The sequence below is a fragment of the Kitasatospora sp. NPDC023385 genome (assembly GCF_055664045.1).
Map to the genome: position 1 here is coordinate 510,221 of NZ_JBVOOL010000002.1, position 19,769 is coordinate 529,989.

Annotated in this window: 18 protein-coding genes; 10 read left to right on the forward strand and 8 right to left on the reverse strand. The window is 71.3% G+C overall.

All coding sequences use genetic code 11. The features are described 5' to 3' along the window. Nucleotide 1 precedes the first annotated feature (1 nt). The 10 genes from nuoI to AC0B61_RS05340 all read left to right on the forward strand — a co-directional run bounded on the left by nuoI (nt 2) and on the right by AC0B61_RS05340 (nt 12,662). Entirely contained in the window at nt 2-658 is a 657-nt protein-coding gene (gene nuoI / locus AC0B61_RS05295) for an NADH-quinone oxidoreductase subunit NuoI (RefSeq protein WP_471739256.1), read from the forward strand. Next, complete coding sequence (locus AC0B61_RS05300) at nt 655-1,644, forward strand: NADH-quinone oxidoreductase subunit J (RefSeq protein ID WP_471739257.1); 990 nt, start codon at nt 655-657, stop codon at nt 1,642-1,644. Before nuoI ends, AC0B61_RS05300 begins: the two co-directional genes overlap by 4 nt. Continuing rightward, nucleotides 1,641-1,940: an NADH-quinone oxidoreductase subunit NuoK gene (nuoK, locus tag AC0B61_RS05305; protein WP_030235394.1), complete on the forward strand. Its 300-nt coding sequence runs from the start codon at nt 1,641-1,643 to the stop codon at nt 1,938-1,940. Before AC0B61_RS05300 ends, nuoK begins: the two co-directional genes overlap by 4 nt. Before the next feature lie 14 nt (nt 1,941-1,954). Continuing rightward, entirely contained in the window at nt 1,955-3,850 is a 1,896-nt protein-coding gene (gene nuoL / locus AC0B61_RS05310; RefSeq protein ID WP_471739258.1) for an NADH-quinone oxidoreductase subunit L, read from the forward strand. Between the two features lie 37 nt (nt 3,851-3,887). Then, on the forward strand, nt 3,888-5,540 hold the full coding sequence (locus AC0B61_RS05315) for an NADH-quinone oxidoreductase subunit M (RefSeq protein WP_471739259.1): 1,653 nt from the start codon (nt 3,888-3,890) through the stop codon (nt 5,538-5,540). Continuing rightward, complete coding sequence (gene nuoN, locus AC0B61_RS05320; RefSeq protein ID WP_471739260.1) at nt 5,537-7,174, forward strand: NADH-quinone oxidoreductase subunit NuoN; 1,638 nt, start codon at nt 5,537-5,539, stop codon at nt 7,172-7,174. Before AC0B61_RS05315 ends, nuoN begins: the two co-directional genes overlap by 4 nt. Nucleotides 7,175-7,484: 310 nt before the next feature. Next, complete coding sequence (locus tag AC0B61_RS05325; RefSeq protein ID WP_471739261.1) at nt 7,485-8,495, forward strand: polyprenyl synthetase family protein; 1,011 nt, start codon at nt 7,485-7,487, stop codon at nt 8,493-8,495. 189 nt (nt 8,496-8,684) lie between these two features. Further along, nucleotides 8,685-9,347: a response regulator gene (locus tag AC0B61_RS05330; protein WP_471739262.1), complete on the forward strand. Its 663-nt coding sequence runs from the start codon at nt 8,685-8,687 to the stop codon at nt 9,345-9,347. A gap of 250 nt (nt 9,348-9,597) precedes the next feature. Continuing rightward, a complete protein-coding gene (locus AC0B61_RS05335; RefSeq protein WP_471739263.1) occupies nt 9,598-11,595 on the forward strand; it encodes a 2-oxoacid:acceptor oxidoreductase subunit alpha in 1,998 nt (665 codons plus the stop codon). Continuing rightward, nucleotides 11,592-12,662, forward strand: coding sequence for a 2-oxoacid:ferredoxin oxidoreductase subunit beta (locus tag AC0B61_RS05340; protein ID WP_471739264.1), 1,071 nt, complete (start codon nt 11,592-11,594; stop codon nt 12,660-12,662). Before AC0B61_RS05335 ends, AC0B61_RS05340 begins: the two co-directional genes overlap by 4 nt. 150 nt (nt 12,663-12,812) lie before the next feature. Here AC0B61_RS05340 and AC0B61_RS05345 read toward each other — a convergent pair whose 3' ends face one another. The 8 genes from AC0B61_RS05345 to AC0B61_RS05380 all read right to left on the reverse strand — a co-directional run bounded on the left by AC0B61_RS05345 (nt 12,813) and on the right by AC0B61_RS05380 (nt 19,628). After that, complete coding sequence (locus AC0B61_RS05345; RefSeq protein ID WP_471739265.1) at nt 12,813-13,193, reverse strand: VOC family protein; 381 nt, start codon at nt 13,191-13,193, stop codon at nt 12,813-12,815. Between the two features lie 161 nt (nt 13,194-13,354). After that, nucleotides 13,355-15,013: an LCP family protein gene (locus AC0B61_RS05350; protein WP_471739266.1), complete on the reverse strand. Its 1,659-nt coding sequence runs from the start codon at nt 15,011-15,013 to the stop codon at nt 13,355-13,357. Next, nucleotides 15,006-15,356 (reverse strand): DUF6542 domain-containing protein, encoded by a 351-nt coding sequence (locus AC0B61_RS05355; protein ID WP_471739267.1) that lies wholly within the window; start codon nt 15,354-15,356, stop codon nt 15,006-15,008. The genes AC0B61_RS05350 and AC0B61_RS05355 overlap by 8 nt, the downstream gene beginning before the upstream one ends. 606 nt (nt 15,357-15,962) lie before the next feature. After that, nucleotides 15,963-16,667, reverse strand: a complete 705-nt coding sequence (locus AC0B61_RS05360) for a hypothetical protein (RefSeq protein WP_471739268.1) — start codon at nt 16,665-16,667, stop codon at nt 15,963-15,965. A gap of 274 nt (nt 16,668-16,941) precedes the next feature. After that, nucleotides 16,942-17,499 carry an RICIN domain-containing protein gene (locus AC0B61_RS05365; protein WP_471739269.1) on the reverse strand — a complete coding sequence of 186 codons (558 nt, stop codon included), beginning with the start codon at nt 17,497-17,499 and terminating at the stop codon, nt 16,942-16,944. A 41-nt stretch (nt 17,500-17,540) separates the two neighbouring features. Further along, a complete protein-coding gene (locus AC0B61_RS05370) occupies nt 17,541-17,954 on the reverse strand; it encodes an SgcJ/EcaC family oxidoreductase (RefSeq protein WP_471739270.1) in 414 nt (137 codons plus the stop codon). Between the two features lie 142 nt (nt 17,955-18,096). Beyond that, nucleotides 18,097-18,768: a DsbA family oxidoreductase gene (locus AC0B61_RS05375; protein WP_471739271.1), complete on the reverse strand. Its 672-nt coding sequence runs from the start codon at nt 18,766-18,768 to the stop codon at nt 18,097-18,099. A gap of 155 nt (nt 18,769-18,923) precedes the next feature. Continuing rightward, entirely contained in the window at nt 18,924-19,628 is a 705-nt protein-coding gene (locus AC0B61_RS05380; RefSeq protein WP_471739272.1) for a DUF6215 domain-containing protein, read from the reverse strand. Between the last annotated feature and the right edge of the window lie 141 nt (nt 19,629-19,769).

The window sequence follows — 19,769 nt, forward strand, 5'->3', positions numbered from 1 at the left end:
GATGTCGTCTGACCAGTCTGACCAGTCTGATCAGTCCGACCGGCCCGTCCGTACGGAGAACAGGGACCGTACGGACCGGCCCGAGCGGGCCGACCGGCCGTCGATCCTCGGCCCGGCCGCCGGCTTCGGCGTGACCTTCAAGGCCATGTTCAAGAAGCGGCTCACCGAGCAGTACCCGGAGCAGAAGAAGCCCACCGCTCCGCGCTTCCACGGCCGCCACCAGCTGAACCGGCACCCGGACGGCCTGGAGAAGTGCATCGGCTGCGAGCTGTGCGCGTGGGCCTGCCCGGCCGACGCGATCTACGTGGAGGGCGCGGACAACCGGGACGAGGAGCGCTACTCGCCGGGCGAGCGCTACGGCGCGGTGTACCAGATCAACTACGCCCGCTGCATCCTGTGCGGGCTGTGCATCGAGGCTTGCCCGACCCGGGCGCTGACCATGACCAACGAGTACGAGCTGGCCGACTCCTCCCGCCGGGACCTGATCTTCACCAAGGAGCAGCTGCTGGTGGGCCTCTCCGAGGAGATGGTCGACACCCCGCACGCGATCTTCCCGGGCGCCGACGAGGGCGCGTACTACCGGGGCGAGATCACCGCGGCGGCGCCGGGGACGGTCCAGCAGGAGCGCACCGACCGGGACAAGGAGGTGCAGCAGTGACGGGCCTCCTCGAAGGCGGCAGGAGCCTCGCCGCGACCGGGACGACCTCCACTGGTGAGGCCGTCCAGTTCTGGGTGCTCGCGGTGGTCGCGGTCGGCGGCGCGCTCGGCATGCTGCTGATGAAGAAGGCCGTGCACAGCGCGCTGTGCCTGGCGGCCACCATGCTGGCGCTGGCGGTCTGTTACATGGCCCAGGGCGCGGTGTTCCTGGGCGTGGTGCAGATCGTGGTGTACACCGGCGCGATCATGATGCTCTTCCTCTTCGTGGTGATGCTGGTCGGCGTCACCACCGAGGACTCCCTCAAGGAGCAGCTGAAGGGCCAGCGGATCGCCGCGGTGCTGTGCGGGCTGGGCTTCGGCGTGCTGCTGATCACCGGGATCGCCAACGCGAAGCTGGACCACTTCACCGGGCTGTCCGAGGCGAACGCCGAGGGCAACGTACCGGGCCTGGCCCGGCTGATCTTCACCCGGTACGTGTGGGCCTTCGAGGTCACCGGCGCGCTGCTGATCACCGCGGCGATCGGGGCGATGGTGCTGACCCACCGCGAGCACGTGAAGGCGCCGAAGACGCAGCGCGAGCTGGCGGCGCAGCGGGTCAAGGACAACATCCAGCTGCCGCCGCTGCCGGCGCCGGGCGTGTACGCGCGGCACAACGCGGTGGACGTGCCGGGCCTGCTGCCGGACGGCACGATCGCCGAGGATTCGGTGATGGCGACGCTGCGCGAGCGCGGTCAGGTCCGGGACGTCAGCCAGGCGATGCTGCAGCGGATGGCGGAGCTGGAGAACGCGACGGCGGACTGGCTGGGCCGGCCGTCCTCCGAGCGGCCGGCGGTGACCGGTCCGCGCAGGTCGCTGGAGCCGGTGCCCAACCGCGAGGCCAACCGCGAGGCCAACCGAGAAACGAGCCGCGAGGCGAACCAAGCGGCGAACCACGGCGAAAACCACGGGACGAACCACCCGGCGGCCGGCGAGGAGGGCACGGAGTGAACCCGGTCAACTACCTCTACCTGTCGGCCCTGTTGTTCACCATCGGTGCGTCCGGGGTGCTGATCCGGCGCAACGCGATCGTGCTGTTCATGTGCGTGGAGCTGATGCTGAACGCCTCGAACCTCGCGCTGGTGACCTTCTCGCGGATGCACGGGACCTTGGACGGCCAGATCATCGCGTTCTTCACGATGGTGGTCGCGGCGGCCGAGGTCGTGGTCGGCCTCGCCATCATCGTCTCCATCTTCCGGACCAGGCACTCCGCTTCGGTCGACGACAGCAACCTGATGAAGCTGTAGGCGGAGGACCTTCGGTGAACTCTCTCATTCCGCTGCTGGTGGCGGCTCCACTGGCCGGCGCCGCCCTGCTGCTGCTCGGCGGCCGGGCGCTGGACCGCTTCGGCCACTGGCTGGCCACCGCCCTCGCGGCGCTCTCGTTCGGCTTCGGCCTGGCGCTGTTCTCGGACATGCTCGGCCGTGACGCCGAGCACCGGGTGGTCACCAAGCACCTGTTCAGCTGGATCCCGGTGAACGGCTTCCAGGCCGACTTCACCTTCCGGCTCGACCAGCTCTCGATGACCTTCGTCCTGCTGATCACCGGCGTCGGCACGCTGATCCACCTCTACTCGGTCGGCTACATGGCGCACGACGAGCGCCGCTGCCGCTTCTTCGCGTACCTGAACCTGTTCCTGGCCGCCATGCTGCTGCTGGTGGTCGCCGACAACTACCTGCTGCTGTACTTCGGTTGGGAGGGCGTGGGCCTGGCCTCGTACCTCCTGATCGGCTTCTGGCAGCACAAGCCGAGCGCGGCGACGGCGGCGAAGAAGGCGTTCATCGTCAACCGGGTCGGCGACATGGGCCTGTCCATCGCGATCATGCTGATGTTCGCGGAGTTCGGCTCCTTCGCCTTCGGGCCGGTCTTCGACGGCGCCCACCAGGCGAGCGAGGGCAAGCTGACGGCGATCGGCCTGATGCTGCTGCTGGCGGCCTGCGGCAAGTCGGCGCAGGTGCCGCTGCAGTCCTGGCTCGGGGACGCCATGGAGGGCCCGACCCCGGTGTCGGCGCTGATCCACGCGGCGACCATGGTGACGGCGGGCGTCTACCTGATCACCCGTTCCTCGGCGATCTTCGACCTGGCGCCGGACGCGCAGACCGCCGTGGTGGTGGTCGGCGCGGTCACGCTGCTGTTCGGTGCGATCGTCGGTTGCGCCAAGGACGACATCAAGAAGGCGCTGGCCGGCTCGACGATGTCGCAGATCGGCTACATGGTGCTGGCGGCCGGGCTCGGCCCGATCGGCTACGCCTTCGCGATCATGCACCTGGTGACCCACGGCTTCTTCAAGGCCGGGCTGTTCCTCGGCGCCGGGTCGGTCATGCACGGCATGAACGACGAGGTGAACATGCGTCACTACGGCGGCTTGCGCACGTACATGCCGTGGACATTCGGCACGTTCATCGCGGGCTACCTGGCGATCATCGGCTTCCCCGGCCTGTCCGGCTTCTTCTCCAAGGACAAGATCATCGAGGCGGCCTTCGCCAAGGGCGGCACCGAGGGCTGGATCCTCGGACTGTGCGCGCTGGTCGGCGCGGCGGTCACCGCGTTCTACATGACGCGGGTGGTGGTGCTCACCTTCTTCGGCCAGAAGCGCTGGCAGCCGGACGCCGACGGCAACGTCCCGCACCCCCACGAGGCGCCGAAGACCATGACGGTCCCGATGGTGCTGCTGGCCTTCGGCTCGGTCTTCGCGGGCGGGCTGTTCGCCTACGACAACTCCTTCCTGAAGTGGCTGGAGCCGGTCACGGGCCACAGCGAGGGTGACTCCCCGCTCGCCTCGGGGGTCGTCACCGGGCTGACCGTGGCCTGCATGCTGGCCGGGATGGGCCTCGCGTACCTGATGTACGGGCGCTCGCCCGTCCCGGTGGTGCCGCCGGTCGGCTCCCCGCTCACCCGGGCGGCCCGCCGGGACCTGCTGCAGGACGACTTCAACCACGCCGTGCTGGTGCGGCCGGGCTCGGCGCTCACCGCGATGCTGGTCTTCTTCGACAGCCGCGGGCTGGACGGCTTCGTCAACGGTCTGGCCGCCACGATCGGGGGCCTGTCCGGTCGGGTGCGGCGGGTCCAGAACGGGTTCGTCCGCTCGTACGCGCTCTCCATGTTCGGCGGCACGCTGGTGCTGGTCGCCATGACTCTCCTGATGAGGTCCGTGTGATGGACAAGGAATCCACAACCCGCGGGGGAGGAGTGGCATGAGTGTGCTGCTGACCGTCACCTGCGCCGTCCCGGCGGCCGGAGCGGTGCTGACCGCCGCGCTGCCCGCCGGGTCGACCGAGGCCCGGCGCAGGGCCACCAAGGCCGTCGCCCTGGGCGTGTCGGCCGTCACCCTGGTGCTGGCCGCCGTGGTGGCGACGCGGTTCGACCCGCACGGCGCCCGCTACCAGCTGACCGAGTCGTACAGCTGGATCCGCTCCTTCGGGATCACCTTCTCGCTCGGCGTGGACGGCATCGGCGCCGTGCTCGCCCTGCTCACGGCCGTCCTGGTGCCGATGGTGATGCTCGCCTCCTGGCACGACGCCGACCCTCCCTCCCTGCCCGCCGACGGGCAGGAGGGGCTCAGCCCGGCCCGGCCCGACGGGACCTTCGAGAACCGGCGGCGGACCCAGGCCTTCTTCGCGCTGATCCTGGCGGTGGAGGCGATGGTGATCGTCTCCTTCTACGCCACCGACGTCTTCCTGTTCTACGTGTTCTTCGAAGCCATGCTGATCCCGATGTACTTCCTGATCGGCGGCTTCGGGGACCGCGCGGGCGGCCCCGAGTCGGCGCGTCAGCGCTCGTACGCGGCCGTGAAGTTCCTGCTCTACAACCTGCTCGGCGGCCTGGTGATGCTGGCCGCGGTGATCGGCCTGTACGTGGTCGCGCAGGACCAGGGCTTCGGCACCTTCGACCTGCCGACGCTGGCCTCGGCCGTCGCCGACGGGAAGCTGCAGCTGAGCGGCACCGCCGAGAAGGCGCTGTTCCTGGGCTTCTTCTTCGCCTTCGCGGTGAAGGCCCCGCTGTGGCCGCTGCACACCTGGCTGCCGAACGCGATGGGCGAGGCCACCGCCGGCACGGCGGTGCTGATCACCGCCGTGGTGGACAAGGTCGGCACCTTCGCGATGCTGCGCTTCTGCCTCGGGCTGTTCCCGCACGCCTCGAAGACCTTCGCCCCGGCGATCCTGGTCCTCTCGCTGGTCGGGATCGTCTACGGCGCGCTACTGGCGATCGGCCAGAAGGACATCAAGCGCCTGGTCGCCTACGCCTCGATCTCGCACTTCGGCTTCATCATCATGGGCATCTTCGCCCTGACCAGCCAGGGCCAGAGCGGCGCCACCCTCTACATGGTGAACCACGGCATCTCCACCGCCGCGTGGATGCTGGTGGCCGGCTTCCTGATCTCCCGCCGGGGCTCGCGGCTTATCGCGGACTACGGCGGCGTGCAGAAGGTCGCCCCGGTGCTCGCCGGGACGTTCCTGATCGGCAGCCTGGCGACCCTGTCGCTGCCCGGCCTCGCCCCGTTCGTCAGCGAGTTCCTGGTGCTGGTGGGCACCTTCACCCGCTACCCGGCGATCGGGATCGTCGCGACCTTCGGGATCGTGCTGGCCGCGCTGTACGCCCTGCTGCTGTACCAGCGCACCATGACCGGCCCGGTGAAGGAGGGCGTGCACGCGATGCCCGACCTCAAGGCCCGCGAACTCGCCGTGGTCGCCCCCCTGGTGGCGCTGACGATCCTGCTCGGCGTCTACCCCAAGCCGCTCACCGACCTGGTCAACCCCTCGGTGAACGCGACGCTGTCGCAGGTCCACGAGACCGACCCGGCGCCGGCCCACCCGGTCGCCGCCACCTCAGGAGGTGAGCAGAAGTGAGCGCCACCGCAGTGCTCGCCGCCGCCGGCGGCAACACCCCCAGCATTCCGGCACCGCACATCGAGTACGGCCAACTCTCCCCGATGCTCGTGGTGTTCGGCGCCGCCGTGGCAGGCGTCCTGGTGGAGGCGTTCGTCCCCCGCCGGTACCGGCACTGGACGCAGGTGACGCTCGCCCTGGCCGGGCTGGTCGGCGCCTTCGTCGCCGTGGTGGTGCTGGCCGTGCAGAGCCACGGCTTCACCCGGATCGACCTGCTGGCCATGGAGTCGGTCGCGCTGGACGGCCCGGCGCTGTTCCTGCAGGGCGTGATCCTGCTGGCCGCGGTGGTCGCGGTGCTCACCTACGCCGAGCGGAAGCTGGAGCCGAGGGCCGGCGGCCTGCCCGCCGACGCCTTCGCCGCCCAGGCCGCCGCCACCCCCGGCGGCGAGCAGGAGCGGGCCGCGCTCCGGGCCGGCTTCGCCACCAGCGAGGTGTTCCCGCTGACCATGTTCGCGGTCGGCGGCATGCTGCTGTTCCCCGCCGCGAACGACCTGCTGACCATGTTCGTGGCGCTGGAGGTCTTCTCCCTGCCGCTGTACCTGCTGTGCGCCCTGGCCCGGCGCCGCCGGCTGCTGTCCCAGGAGGCGGCGGTCAAGTACTTCCTGCTCGGCGCCTTCGCCTCGGCGTTCTTCCTGTTCGGCACCGCCCTGCTGTACGGCTACGCGGGCAGTGTGAAGCTCGGCGACATCGGGGACGTCATCTCCGGCAAGGCGATGACCACCCCCGCGCAGCTGAGCAGCACCCAGAGCGACGCACTGGTGCTGACCGGCCTGGCGATGCTGTCGGTCGGCCTGCTGTTCAAGGTCGCCGCGGTGCCCTTCCACTCCTGGACGCCGGACGTCTACCAGGGCGCGCCGACCCCGGTGACCGGCTTCATGGCGGCGGCCACCAAGGTCGCGGCCTTCGGGGCCTTCCTGCGGCTGTTCTACGTGGCCTTCCCGGGCCTGCGGCTGGACTGGCGGCCGGTGATGTGGGGCGTCGCGATCCTCACCATGGTGGTGGGCGCGGTGCTGGCGGTGACCCAGCAGGACGTGAAGCGGCTGCTGGCGTACTCCTCGATCGCGCACGCCGGGTTCATCCTGACCGGCGTGATCGCCGTCAACAAGCAGGGCATCTCCTCGGTGTTGTTCTACCTGCTGGCGTACTCCTTCGTGACGCTCGGCGCGTTCGCCGTGGTCACCCTGGTGCGCGACTCCAAGGGCGAGGCGACCCACCTGTCCAGCTGGGCCGGGCTGGGGCGGCGCTCGCCACTGGTGGCGGCGGTGTTCGCGCTGTTCCTGCTGGCCTTCGCCGGGATCCCGCTGACCTCGGGTTTCACCGGGAAGTTCGCGGTGTTCCAGGCGGCGGCGAGCGGCGGGGCGACACCGCTGGTGATCGTCGGCGTGCTGAGTTCGGCGGTGGCGGCGTTCTTCTACATCCGGGTCATCGTGCTGATGTTCTTCTCGGACCCGCAGCCGGGCGGCCCGACGGTGGCGATCCCGAGTGCCTTCACGGCGACCGCGATCGGGCTGGGGGTGGTGGTCACGCTGGGTCTCGGCGTGCTGCCGCAGTACTTCCTCGACCTCGCGTCGAAGGCGTCACTGTTCGTGCGCTGACTTTTCCGTCCGACACTGCCGACCAGGGCCCGTCCGGGCCGCGCCCCGTCCGCGCGGCCCGGACGGGCCCTGGTCCGGATCCGGGGGCGGGGGAGTTCCGGGGGTGTTCCCGCCCCGGTTTCCCGCCGAATTCGCCCCCACCGCCGTACGGCCCGCGCAGCCGCCCTGACCAGGGCGTCCGGCCCGATCATGACAGGATCCGCACGCCCGTGCAGTGATCCACTCGCGACCGGATACCCTGCCTGTATGGCCAGCGGCGGCACTCAGGGACCAGGCCGCTAGATCGACCAGGGACAGAGGAGTGGTCTTCGTGACCGTCGTGGAACCCTTCGGGCTCAGCGTGCAGGACCGCGACCTGACCAGGGACGTCCAGGCCGGACTGGAGGCCGTGGAGGCGGCGCTCGGCGAGGCCGTCAAGAGCGACGTCCCCTTCATCACCGTCACCGCCAGTCACCTCCTCGAGGCCGGCGGCAAGCGCTTCCGTCCGCTGCTCCTGCTGCTGGCCGCCCAGTTCGGCGATCCGGGCGCGCCCGGTGTGGTGCCGGCCGCGGTGGTCGTCGAGCTGACCCACCTGGCCACGCTGTACCACGACGACGTCATGGACGAGGCCCCGGTGCGCCGCGGCGCCCCGAGCGCCAACTCCCGCTGGGACAACTCGGTCGCCATCCTCACCGGTGACTTCCTGTTCTCCCGCGCCTCCCAGGTGCTGGCCGACCTCGGCCCGGAGGCCGTACGGATGCAGGCCGAGGCCTTCGAGCGGCTGGTCACCGGCCAGATCCTGGAGACCCGCGGCCCCGGCCCGGAGATGGACCCGCTGCTGCACTACCTGGACGTGCTGGAGGGCAAGACCGGTTCGCTGATCGCGGTCTCCTGCCGGATAGGAGCGCTGATGGCCGGCGCCGGGCCCGAGCTGGTGGAGGCCCTCGGCGAGTTCGGCGAGCGGATCGGCATCGCCTTCCAGCTGGCCGACGACGTGCTGGACATCGCCAGCGACGGCCACGAGTCCGGCAAGACCCCCGGCACCGACCTGCGGGAGGGTGTGCCGACCCTGCCGACCCTGCTGCTGCAGCAGATGCCGGCCGATCCGGCGGACCCGGACGACACCCGGCTGCGCGAACTGGTCGCCCAGGACCTGTCGGACGACGCGCTGCACGCCGAGGCGCTGCGCCTGATGCGCGCCCACCCCGCGCTGGAGCGCGCCCGCGCGGAGACCCTGCGCCGGGCCGAGGAGGCCCGGGCGCTGCTCGCCCCGCTGCCGGCCTGCCCGGCGAAGGCCGCCCTGGAGGGGCTCTGCGACGCGGTGGCCATCCGCACGATGTGACCCCGGCCGGGCCGGGTCACACCGGGCCGGGCCGGGCTCGGGCCTTCGGCGCTGTCGGTCTTCGGGTCGTCGGTGCGCGGGGCCAGCCCCGGGGCCGGCGGAGGCGGACGTCCCGACGGACCGGGCCGGCCGGCCCCCGCGATGGGGGAGACTGACTCCCGTCAGCTCACCCCAGCCGGGAAGGTCGCCATGCGTCGCGTCGTCATCGCCGAGGACTCCGTACTGCTGCGGGAGGGACTGACCCGGCTGCTCACCGATCGGGGCCTGGAGGTCGTCGCGGGGGTCGGGGACGGCGAAGCGCTGGTGAAGACCATCCACGACCTGGCCGCGGCCGACGACCTGCCCGACGTCGTGGTCTCCGACGTGCGGATGCCCCCGACCCACACCGACGAGGGCCTGCGTGCCTGCGTCGAGCTGCGCGGCCGCTACCCGCAGTTGAACGTGCTGGTGCTGTCACAGGTCGTGGAGGAACGTTACGCCTCGGAGCTGCTGGCCGGATCCACCCGGGGCGTCGGCTACCTGCTCAAGGACCGGGTCGCCGAGGTGCGCGAGTTCGCCGACGCGGTGGTCCGGGTCGCCGACGGCGGCACCGCGCTGGACCCGGAGGTGGTGCAGCAGCTGCTCAGCCGCAGCCGCAAGGGTGACGTGCTGGCCAACCTCACGCCGCGCGAGCGCGAAGTGCTCGCGCTCATGGCCGAGGGCCGTACCAACGCCGCGGTGGCCAAGCAGCTGGTGGTCTCCGACGGCGCGGTGGAGAAGCACGTGAGCAACATATTCCTCAAGCTGGGCCTGGCCCAGAGCCCGGAGGACCACCGCCGGGTGCTGGCCGTGCTGACGTACCTCAACTCCTAGCCTCAGACCCGGCACCTCAGCCCCGACACCTCCGCCCGCGGGGGCACGGAACGGCCGCCGGATCCGGAATGATCTCCGGCGGCCGGACGTTCTTGCTAGGTGCGGTACGGACGCGGGCCGGTGATTTCCCGCCGCACGCGGGAGTTCCGTCCCAGGCCGACCCCTCCCGCATAGGATGCGGGAGGTGCACCAGGCGGACGGGGCACGGGGCCGCGCCCGCAGTGGTGTGCCCACGAGGAGGTCCGCGGCAGTGACCAGTCAGGTCGATCAGTCAGAGGCAGTGGACGGCCCGGACGGCGACGGGGCCCGCACCGTGCGCGGCGACGCCCGCCCCGGCCCGGACACGCCCGCCGGCCCGTCGGCCCCGGGCGGCCCACCACCAGGGCGTGCCAAGCCGATCCGCAGACTCGACCGCGTGATCATCCGGTTCGCGGGCGACTCCGGTGACGGCATGCAGCTCACCGGTGACCGGTTCACCTCGGAGACCGCGTCCTTCGGCAACGACCTGTCCACGCTGCCGAACTTCCCCGCCGAGATCCGCGCCCCCGCCGGCACCCTGCCGGGTGTCTCGTCCTTCCAGCTGCACTTCGCCGACCACGACATCCTGACGCCGGGCGACGCCCCCAACGTGCTGGTCGCGATGAACCCGGCCGCGCTGAAGGCGAACCTGCCGGACCTGCCGCGCGGCGCGGAGATCATCGTCAACACCGACGAGTTCACCAAGCGGGCGCTGGCGAAGGTCGGCTACCCGGCGGACCCGCTGACCGACGGCTCCCTGGACGGCTTCCACCTGCACAAGGTGCCGCTGACCACGCTGACCCTGGAGGCGCTCAAGGAGAGCGGCCTCGCGCGCAAGGACGCGGAACGGGCGAAGAACATGTTCGCCCTCGGCCTGCTGTCCTGGATGTACCACCGCCCCACCCACGGGACCGAGGCGTTCCTGCGCACCAAGTTCGCCAAGAAGCCGCAGATCGCCGAGGCGAACATCCAGGCGTTCCGGGCGGGCTGGAACTTCGGCGAGACCACGGAGACCTTCGCGGTCTCCTACGAGGTGCCGCCGGCCAAGCTCCCGGCCGGCCGCTACCGCAACATCTCCGGCAACCTCGCCCTGTCGTACGGGCTGATCGCCGCCGCCCAGCGCTCCGGCCTGCCGCTGTACCTGGGCTCGTACCCGATCACCCCCGCCTCGGACATCCTGCACGAGCTGAGCAAGCACAAGGACTTCGGCGTCCGCACCTTCCAGGCCGAGGACGAGATCGCCGGCATCGGCGCGGCCCTCGGTGCCGCCTTCGGCGGGGCGCTCGGCGTGACGACGACCTCCGGGCCCGGCGTGGCGCTCAAGAGCGAGACGATCGGCCTGGCCGTCTCGCTCGAACTGCCGCTGCTGGTCGTGGACATCCAGCGCGGCGGCCCTTCCACCGGCCTGCCGACCAAGACCGAGCAGGCGGACCTGCTGCAGGCGATGTTCGGCCGCAACGGCGAGGCGCCGGTGCCGATCGTCGCCCCGGCCACGCCGGCGGAGTGCTTCGACGCGGCACTGGAGGCGGCCCGGATCGCGGTCACCTACCGCACCCCGGTCTTCCTGCTCTCCGACGGCTACCTGGCCAACGGCTCGGAGCCCTGGCGGATCCCCGCCGTCGACGACCTGCCGGGGATCGACCCGCGGTTCGCGACCGGCCCGAACCGCGAGGACGGCGCCTTCTGGCCGTACCTGCGGGATCCGCACACGCTGGCCCGGCCCTGGGCGGTGCCCGGCACGCCCGGCCTGGAGCACCGGATCGGCGGCATCGAGAAGCAGGACGGCACCGGGAACATCTCGTACGACCCGGCCAACCACGACTTCATGGTCCGCACCCGGCAGGCCAAGGTCGACGGCATCACGGTGAAGCCGGTCGAGGTGGACGACCCGACCGGCGACGCCCGGGTCCTGGTGCTCGGCTGGGGCTCGACGTACGGGCCGATCACCGCGGCGGTGCGCCGGGTGCGGGCGGACGGCGGCGAGGTCGCCCAGGCGCACCTGCGCAACCTCAACCCCTTCCCGGCCAACCTCGGCACCGTGCTGAGGAGTTACGAGAAGGTCATCGTGCCCGAGATGAACCTCGGACAGCTCGCCCTGCTGCTGCGGGCGAAGTACCTGGTGGACGCCGAGTCCTACAACCAGGTGCGCGGACTGCCGTTCAAGGCGGCGCAGTTGGCCGACGTGCTGTGGGCCGCGATCGGCACCCTGGACGAGGAGGACCACCGATGAGCGAGCAGCGACCGGGCGAGCACGCCTTCCCGTCCCTGCGGCTGGTGCCCAAGGCCGAAGCGCCGCAGAGCGCACGGGACTTCAAGACCGACCAGGAGGTGCGCTGGTGCCCCGGCTGCGGGGACTACGCGATCCTGGCGGCGGTGCAGTCCTTCATGCCGGAGCTCGGCATCAAGCGCGAGAACACGGTGTTCGTGTCGGGCATCGGCTGCTCCTCGCGCTTCCCGTACTACATGAACACCTACGGGGTGCACTCGATCCACGGGCGGGCGCCGGCGATCGCGACCGGGCTCGCCAGTGCGCGGCAGGACCTCAGCGTGTGGGTGGTGACCGGTGACGGCGACGCGCTTTCGATCGGCGGCAACCACCTGATCCACGCCCTGCGGCGCAACGTCAACCTGAAGATCCTGCTGTTCAACAACCGGATCTACGGCCTCACCAAGGGCCAGTACTCGCCGACCAGCGAACTCGGCAAGATCACCAAGTCGACGCCGATGGGCTCGCTGGACGCCCCGTTCAACCCGCTGTCGCTGGCGATCGGCGCCGAGGCCACCTTCGTCGCGCGCACCATCGACTCCGACCGCCAGCACCTGCAGTCGGTGCTGCGGGCGGCGGCCGAGCACGAGGGCACGGCGCTGGTGGAGATCTACCAGAACTGCAACATCTTCAACGACGGCGCCTTCGAGGTGCTGAAGGACCCGGGCACCCGGGACGAGGCGCTGATCCGGCTGGAGCACGGGCAGCCGATCCGCTTCGGCGCGGACGGCGCCAACGGCGTCTTCCGCGGCCCGGACGGCGAGTTGTGCACCGCGCCGGTCACCGCGGCGAACGCGGCCGACGTGCTGGTCCACGACGCGCACGCGGCGGGCCCGGCCACCGCCTTCGCGCTCTCCCGGATCGCCGACGCGGACACCCTGCACCACACGCCGATCGGCGTGCTGCGCAGCGTCGAACGGCCCGTCTACGACCAGCTGATGGCGGACCAGCTGGCCACCGCCGTCGCCCAGCGCGGCCCGGGCGACCTGGCCGCGCTGCTCGCGGGCAACGACACCTGGACGGTGGACTGACCGCTCCCGGACGCGAGTCGGCGCCCCTCGTCCCGGCCGGGACGAGGGGCGCCTGTCGTTGCGCGGGCTGCTGTTCGGCGCCCGTCGCCGCGGCTACCGCTGCGCGTCCACCGCGGCTACTGCTCGGCTACCGCTCGGCGTCCGCCGTGGCTACTGCTTGACCCACTCGACCAGTTCGACCACGACCCCGTTCGGGTCGGCGACCTGGAACAGCTTCTCGCCCCACGGCTCCTCGCGCAGCGGCAGGGTGATGGCGACCCCTTCGCCGCGCAACCGCTGCTCCTCGGCGGCGATGTCCTCGACGACGAACGCGAGGATCACGCCGTCCGCGGTCCGGTGGCGCTGCTCCTCCGGCAGGACTTCGAGGCCGCGCCGCAGGTAGACGACGTCGACCCCGCCTCCCGGGTGGGTGAGCGAGACGAAGCCGTCGGCCGACATCTGCTCGGAGTAGCCGAAGTGCCGCTGGAGGAAGGCGGCGGAGGTGGTGACGTCCTCGACGGTCAGGGACACGGCGGTGTTGGTGATCTGCAAGGAGATGGACCCTCTCGTCAGTGCGCGGGCGGTTATCCCGTACGCAGTACACTATACATAGTACGTAGAATTGCGCCAGGGGTCCGCCCGACATGCTTCGAGGGAGGCTCCCGGGTGGGAGCCTCCCTCGAAGTGCAGCGAAGCGAAGCGGTGTGGGTCGGTCAGTAGACGCAGGGGATCCCGCCGTCGGACTGGGCGTCGACGCCGGGGCCCTGCATGGGCAGGTTGGCCGTCGGGTCGGACGGGGCGCCGGGCGGGGCGGCGGCCTTGTCGGCGGCGACGCCGGTGAAGGAGGTGCCGAGGGTGACGACGACGTGGTCCGCGCCGGCGGACGCGGATTCGGTGGCGGTCACGCCGTAGCGGGCGGCGATCTGGTCGGCGGCGTCCTTGGCACCCTTGCCGTACGTGACCGTGGTGGTCTTCGGCTTGGTGGCCGCCGGCCCGGTCCGGCCCTCCTTGAAGCCCATGGCGACCAGGGCCTTCGACTCGGCGGTGGAGGAGACCCCGGTGGCCGACGAGGCGTTGAAGACGTCCACGGTGGCCGGCTTGGCGGTGGTCTGCGTCTGCGTCGGCGTCGCGGGCGGGGGCGGGGCCGGGGTGTCGCCCGGCTGACCGGGCGTGGCGGCGCCGGGGTCGGCCGGTGCGGGGGCGGCGTCGGCGTAGCCGAAGAGCTGCTTGACCACCTTCTGGATCTTCGACGGGGTGACCAGGTTGACGTCCTGGCCGTTCCGGGTGCCGAAGCCGTCGAAGGTCAGGGTGTTGAACTCGACGTTGCCGCCGGTCAGGGCCGGGGCCTGCTGGGCGAAGTCGAGGATGTTCCACTCGTTGTCGATGACGAGGTCCTTCTGGACGACGCTCATCAGCTCCTGCATCCTGCCGAGGTCGCCGACGATGCCCTTCTGCTTGAGGTTGTGCACGACGGCGGAGATGAACGCCTGCTGGCGGTGGGTGCGGGCGAAGTCCCCGGAGTTGCCGTCGGGGCCGTCGAGGTTGTGGCGCTGGCGGACGAAGGAGAGGGCCTGCGAGGCGTTGAGGGTGTTGATGCCCTTCTTGAAGTCGGCGCCGGAGCCCTGGCCCTCCATGGCCGGGTCCTTGGTGTCGTGGGTGAGGCAGACCTGGATCGGCTCGACCGCCTTGGCGATGTCGTAGAAGCCCATCAGGTTGACCTCGGCGATGTGGTCGATGGGCTGGTCCAGGAACTTCTGCACGGTGCGGATGGTGGCGGCGCGGCCGATGTCGCGACCGGCCTTCTCCAGGTCCGCGCCCTTGAGGCCCTTGGCGCGCAGGCCCGCGTCGGCCTTGTCCTTGGCGTTGCCGTAGGCCTCCTTGATCTTGGCCATGCCCAGCTGGGAGCCGTCGGCGTTGTACGTCATGACGTAGTCGTCGCGGGGGACGGACACCGCCTGCACCTTGCCGCCGCCCGCCGGTATGTGCAGCAGGATCAGGGAGTTGGTGTTGTAGCCGCCGATGTCGGAGCTGTGGCCGGCGTGCAGCTCGTCCTGGACGAACTGCGGCGGGAGGTCCGTGCCGTCCATGGCCTTGCGGCTGTCCAGGCCGATCAGCAGCAGGTTCACCGAGTTGTCGAGGTGCTTGGGGGCGTCCTTCTTGGTCTGGGCGATGACGTTGGAGGTGGTCATCCCGTCGGTGAGCTGCTTGTACTCGTACCAGACCACGCCGCTGGCGGCGAAGACCGCCAGGCCGGCGGTGCAGGCCACCACCCGGCCCGCGATCAGCAGCGGTGGCCTGCGGCGGGCCGGGGGCCGGGCGGTCCTGCGGGCGGCGGCGCGGCCGCCCTCCTGCTGCTCGCTGTTCTCAGCCACCGGTCCTCCTCCGGTCCCGGACCACCCGGACCACGATCACCACGAGAGCCGCCGCCGCGGCCTCAGCCATCACGGGAAAGCCGTGCACCACCCATTTCGCGGCGCCGGTGGCCAGGCCCTTGCCCTGGTATAGGTCGCGGTTGGCCAGCAGCTCGGCGGCGGCCGTCACGCCCAGGACGACCAGCGGGGAGGTCGCGAGGACCCACCACCAGCCGTTGCGGGTACTCAGTGCGGCGGCCAGGCCGGTGCCGAGCACCGCGGTCACCGCGAACGCCAGCCCCATGCCCGGGCCGGAGAGTTCGCTGATCGCCGCGCCGATGACCGGCAGTCCGACGGCCGCCACCGCGGGAAGGGCGGGCCCGCCGGAGAAGGGGCGCTTCGGGCGGTCCGCCGGGCGGGCCGCAGGCCTGCTCGCCTGCCGGCTTGCCGGCCTGTCCGCTGTCGCCCGGTCCGCTGTCGCCCTGTCGGCGGTCGGCCTGCCCGTGGCAGGCCGGTCCGCGGCCCGTCGCCGCGCATCCTGGTCGGATGACCGTCCCCGGTCGGGCGACCGTCCTCGCTGCCCCGCCACGCACTCACCCCCGGTGTTCCCGTGTTCCGGGCGCCACGGTGGCGCCCGCGCCGGTTGCCCGTCCGTAAGTCCGTTCGTGGCGCTGCCAGTTCTGGACGCCGATGCCGGTCGGCTGGTTCCCGTGCGCGGTCGCCTGGGCCCGTGCGCGGCCGGCTGCTCCGTGTCGGCGGCAGGCGCTTCCCCGTGCCGCTACGCGGGTTCGGGGATCGTAGGCAGCATAGATCACGTGTTCGCGGCGGTACGGCCGGGTCCGCCGGGGTGGGGTCCGGGGGCTGCTGGTGATCGACGCCTTCCGGCGGATCTACGGCGCCCCTGCGGCGCCCCGGACATGACACCGGGCGGGGGCGGCAGTGCGCCGCCCCCGCCCGGTGTCCGTGCAGGTCACTTCCAGTTGACGCCCTTGCCGAGGGTGTACGGGTCGCCCCAGTACTCGGCGCCGGCGACCTTCGACGCCTCCGGGGACATCGACACCGTGCAGGACTCGGACGACTGGCCGTTGGTGAAGCCCTTGGGCAGCGAATCGCCCTTGCACTTGGGGAAGGACCCGATGATCATCAGGTCCTGTGCCTCGGTGCCGTCCGCCAGCAGGCCCTTCATGTGGGTGACGCTGGTGAAGGACAGGTCGGTGCTGCCGGCGTTGGTGATCTTGTAGTGGATGTAGTACGGCACCAGGCCCTTGGCCTTGTCGCCCAGGTTGAGCGAGGCGAGGTCGGCCGGGTCGCCCTTCTCGATCGAGGTGACCGCCAGCGCGATGGTGCCCTTGGTGCTGCCCGAGCTGAACGGGATGGTGACGGCGTCGCCGACCTTCACCGTGGTGCCGGGCGCCGGGGTCGAGCCGGCCGGCGCCGGGGCGGCGGCGGAGCCGGAGGCCGCGCCACCCGCCGGGGCGGAGGTCGGGGCGGCCGGGGTGATCGCGCCGCCACTGGGCGACGAAGCGGCGGTGGTGGGCGCGGTCGTCGCGGCCGGCGGGGTCGTCGCGGTGTCGGACGACGACGCGTCGTCGTTGCAGGCGGTCATGGTGAGCGTGCCGACCGCGGCCAGCGCGGCCAGGGCCACGGCGCGGCGACTGCTGCGGATGGGCTTCATGTGGACGTCCCCCGTCGTTGCGGGCCGCCAGTCGGCGGCCCTCCTGAGGGATGTTCATAGCGCAGTGCGCAGGCCGGGCGCCATGATTTTGGCGTCGTTTTGACCCGGCCGTGACGAGTCTCTCGCGAGTCTGTGACAAGGGATATCGAGTCGTGATCGGGGGCCGGGCGGTCGCCGGGCCGCCGGGAGGCGGATCAGAGCGTCCACTTCCGCTGCCGTCGAGCCCGGTCCGTTCGTCGGCGCCGACGAACGGACCGGGCCCGGGAGGGGCGGGTCAGACCAGCCAGCGCTGGGCCGGGTCGGCGGTGTTGCAGCCGACCATCGAGGTGTACTGGCTGACGCCGTTGCCCTTGAGGCACTGCCCGGTGGCCGCGTTGCGGAGCAGGTACCAGCCGCGGTCCTCGTCGGTCAGCCGCCACTTCTGGTTGGCCGGCATCCACTCGCCGGACGGGCTGTTGAGCCCGTCCCAGCCGTTGGGGGTGCCCCAGAGCCGGACGGCGCCCGCGCGGGTGTCGAGGTCGACGACCTTGCCGTCGCCGCCGTGCGAGATGGCGGTGGTGCCGTCGCAGTAGCCCCAGAACGACCAGGACTGCGCGGTGGACCAGTCGTTGGGCGTGTAGAGGCCGATCCGCTGGCCGTCGGCCTCGGTGTTGCCCGGCAGGTCGAGGACACCGGCGGCGCATTCACCTCGAACTGACCGCCGCCGCAGACGAGCTGTCGACGGCGGTGCACCGATCCCGTCAGGAGCTCTACAGTCTCCTGATGCGCGACTGGCCGGAACAGGACCGCGCAGAACGCCGATCGCGGCGGTGAGCGTGAGGATGCGCTGCATGACGCGGGTGACAACCCTTGCGGCCAATCCGTCCGAATCGATCAGTCGGCGACGACTCCCGTGTTCTGGCAGGCAGTCAGCAGCCAGCGGCCGTCGTTCTGCTTGGTCATCACGTACAGCGGGGCGCCCTCGCTCTCGGCGTCCGGGCTCAGGTAGCGCTGACGGATCTTGACCGCCGCGACATCGGGGCGGATGAAGAGCACGTGGACCACCTCGTAGCTGACCTTGCCGTCCCAGTCGGCCGCGGGGAGCACCTTGCGGGTGAACTCCGCGATCGCGTCGAGGCCGATGAGGACCTTGCCGTGGGCCGTCGTCCAGATCGCGTCGGGGTGGAAGAGGGCGAGGAACTCGTCGGGGTCCTTGTGCTGCTGGGAGTGCTCGACGGTGGCGACGACCTGCTTGACGGCTTCGATGTCTGCGGCGTACGCCGTGGGTTCCGTGGTCATGTGGACCATGGTGCAACCTCAAGCACGGTTGAGATCAAGAGAGTGTTCGGTCCAAGGGATCGGCTGCGCGAATTCTGCGAGCGCGTCCACGGAGGACGTCCACGAGTGAGCAGGAAGTCGGCCCGTCCGACTTCCCACTCCACCACCCCACTCACTCCTTCGACGTGAGGGGCATCAGCGGCACCGTGACCCGGCTCTCCCAGGCCTGCTCCAGGGCGCGGGCGAACGTTTCCGCAGGCTGAGCGCCCGAGACGCCGAGGCGACGGTCCAGCACGAAGAACGGCACGCCCGTCGCCCCCATCGCGCTCGCCGTCGTCTCGTCCTCGCGGACCGCGTCCGCGTACCCCTCCGGGTCGGCCAGCACGGCGGCCGCCGCCTCGCCGTCCAGGCCCGCCTCGACGGCCAGCTCGACCAGCCGGCCCGCCGCGAACGCCGAGCGCTCATCGGCGAAGTTCGCCCGGTACAGGGCGTCCAGCAGCTCGGCCTGTCGGCCGTGCTCCTTGGCGAAGTGCAGCAGTCGGTGCATGTCGAAGGAGTTCGCGGCGTCGCGCCCCTCGCTCAGGTACGGCAGCCCCTCCGCGCGCGCGTTCTCGGCGATCCGCGCCTCCGCCGCCTCAGCCTGCTCCAGGCTCATCCCGTACTTGGCGGCGAGCAGCGGCAGCAGCGGGCGGGCCTCGTGCGGTGCGCGCGGGTCCAGCTCGAAGGAGCGGTGGACGACCTCGATCTCCGCGCGGTGCTCGAACCGCTCCAGAGCCTGATCGAACCGCGCCTTGCCGATGTAGCACCACGGGCAGTTGATGTCACTCCAGATCTCGACGCGCACGGCGCTGCACTCCTTCTCTCGGTCCCGTCGCGCACAGGCCTCTCCCGCGCCGACTGCCCAGGTCAACGCGTTCGCCGACCTGAATATTTCTCGTGCTGAAATATTCAGTCCGGGCTCCGGGCTCCGGGCTCCAGGCCTCCGGGCCGCCGGGCACCTCAGGGAGCCGCGACCCAGCCCGGGAGGGTGGGCATCACCGTCTCGGCGACCCGGGACAGGGTGGCGTCGTCCGGGGCCTGACCGTCCTGGCGGAAGACCGCGATCTCCACGGCCCGGCCGCCGGCGGCCTTGGCGTCCTGCGCGACGACCAGGTTCCGGCTGGCGGGGCCGGCCTTCCCGCCGGGGGCGAGCACCATCGTGCTGGACGAGTAGATCGCGCCGGGGTGGCCGAGCAGGGTGGTCGGCTTCGCGAGGAACTGCGGCATGCCGAGCATGTCCTCGACCGACGGGGAGTTGTCCATGAGGCTCACGACGGTCCGGGTCAGGCGCACCTCCACCATGACGTCCTTGCCGAGCGCGAGGGGTGCCGGGTGCGCGGTGGAGACGCGGTCGTCCGGCGTGCCCAGCAGGGCGGGCAGGTCGGGGCGGTCGAGCGCGGCACACAGCGCCGGGTACCCGGGCGGATCCGTGGGTCTGGGGGCAGCACACTCGACCGGCTTGTCGACCGGCTTCGGGGTGTTGCCGATGACGCCCGCCCCCCACAGCCCGGCCAGGACGGCGGCGGCCAGCGCCACCACAGCGGCCAGCTTGAGGCCCGTCCGGTCGTTGTCCGTGCCGGCACCCTCGGTGCCCTCGGCGTTGGCCTGGTCGGCCTCCTCCGCTGCCCCAGCAGTGCCAGCCGCGCCAGCCGTGTCGATGTCCATCCCAGGATCCCCCGTTCGAGAAGCTCGGCCCCGGCCGTCCGGGGGCTCATGAGCGGGGCTGATCGTAGCGCCCGCCCGGCGGGGGCCGATGTGCGCGGCCGGGCTTGTGACCTGCGTAGACGGAGGGGAGCAGGAAGTCGG

Coding starts and splice junctions, on each gene's coding strand:
- nuoI (WP_471739256.1), top strand. CDS start 2: ATGTCGTCTGACCAGTCTGACCAGTCTGATCAGTCCGACCGGCCCGTC.
- AC0B61_RS05315 (WP_471739259.1), top strand. CDS start 3,888: ATGAGTGTGCTGCTGACCGTCACCTGCGCCGTCCCGGCGGCCGGAGCG.
- AC0B61_RS05330 (WP_471739262.1), top strand. CDS start 8,685: ATGCGTCGCGTCGTCATCGCCGAGGACTCCGTACTGCTGCGGGAGGGA.
- AC0B61_RS05340 (WP_471739264.1), top strand. CDS start 11,592: ATGAGCGAGCAGCGACCGGGCGAGCACGCCTTCCCGTCCCTGCGGCTG.
- AC0B61_RS05360 (WP_471739268.1), bottom strand. CDS start 16,667: ATGAAGCCCATCCGCAGCAGTCGCCGCGCCGTGGCCCTGGCCGCGCTG.
- AC0B61_RS05365 (WP_471739269.1), bottom strand. CDS start 17,499: ATGCAGCGCATCCTCACGCTCACCGCCGCGATCGGCGTTCTGCGCGGT.
- AC0B61_RS05370 (WP_471739270.1), bottom strand. CDS start 17,954: ATGGTCCACATGACCACGGAACCCACGGCGTACGCCGCAGACATCGAA.
- AC0B61_RS05380 (WP_471739272.1), bottom strand. CDS start 19,628: ATGGACATCGACACGGCTGGCGCGGCTGGCACTGCTGGGGCAGCGGAG.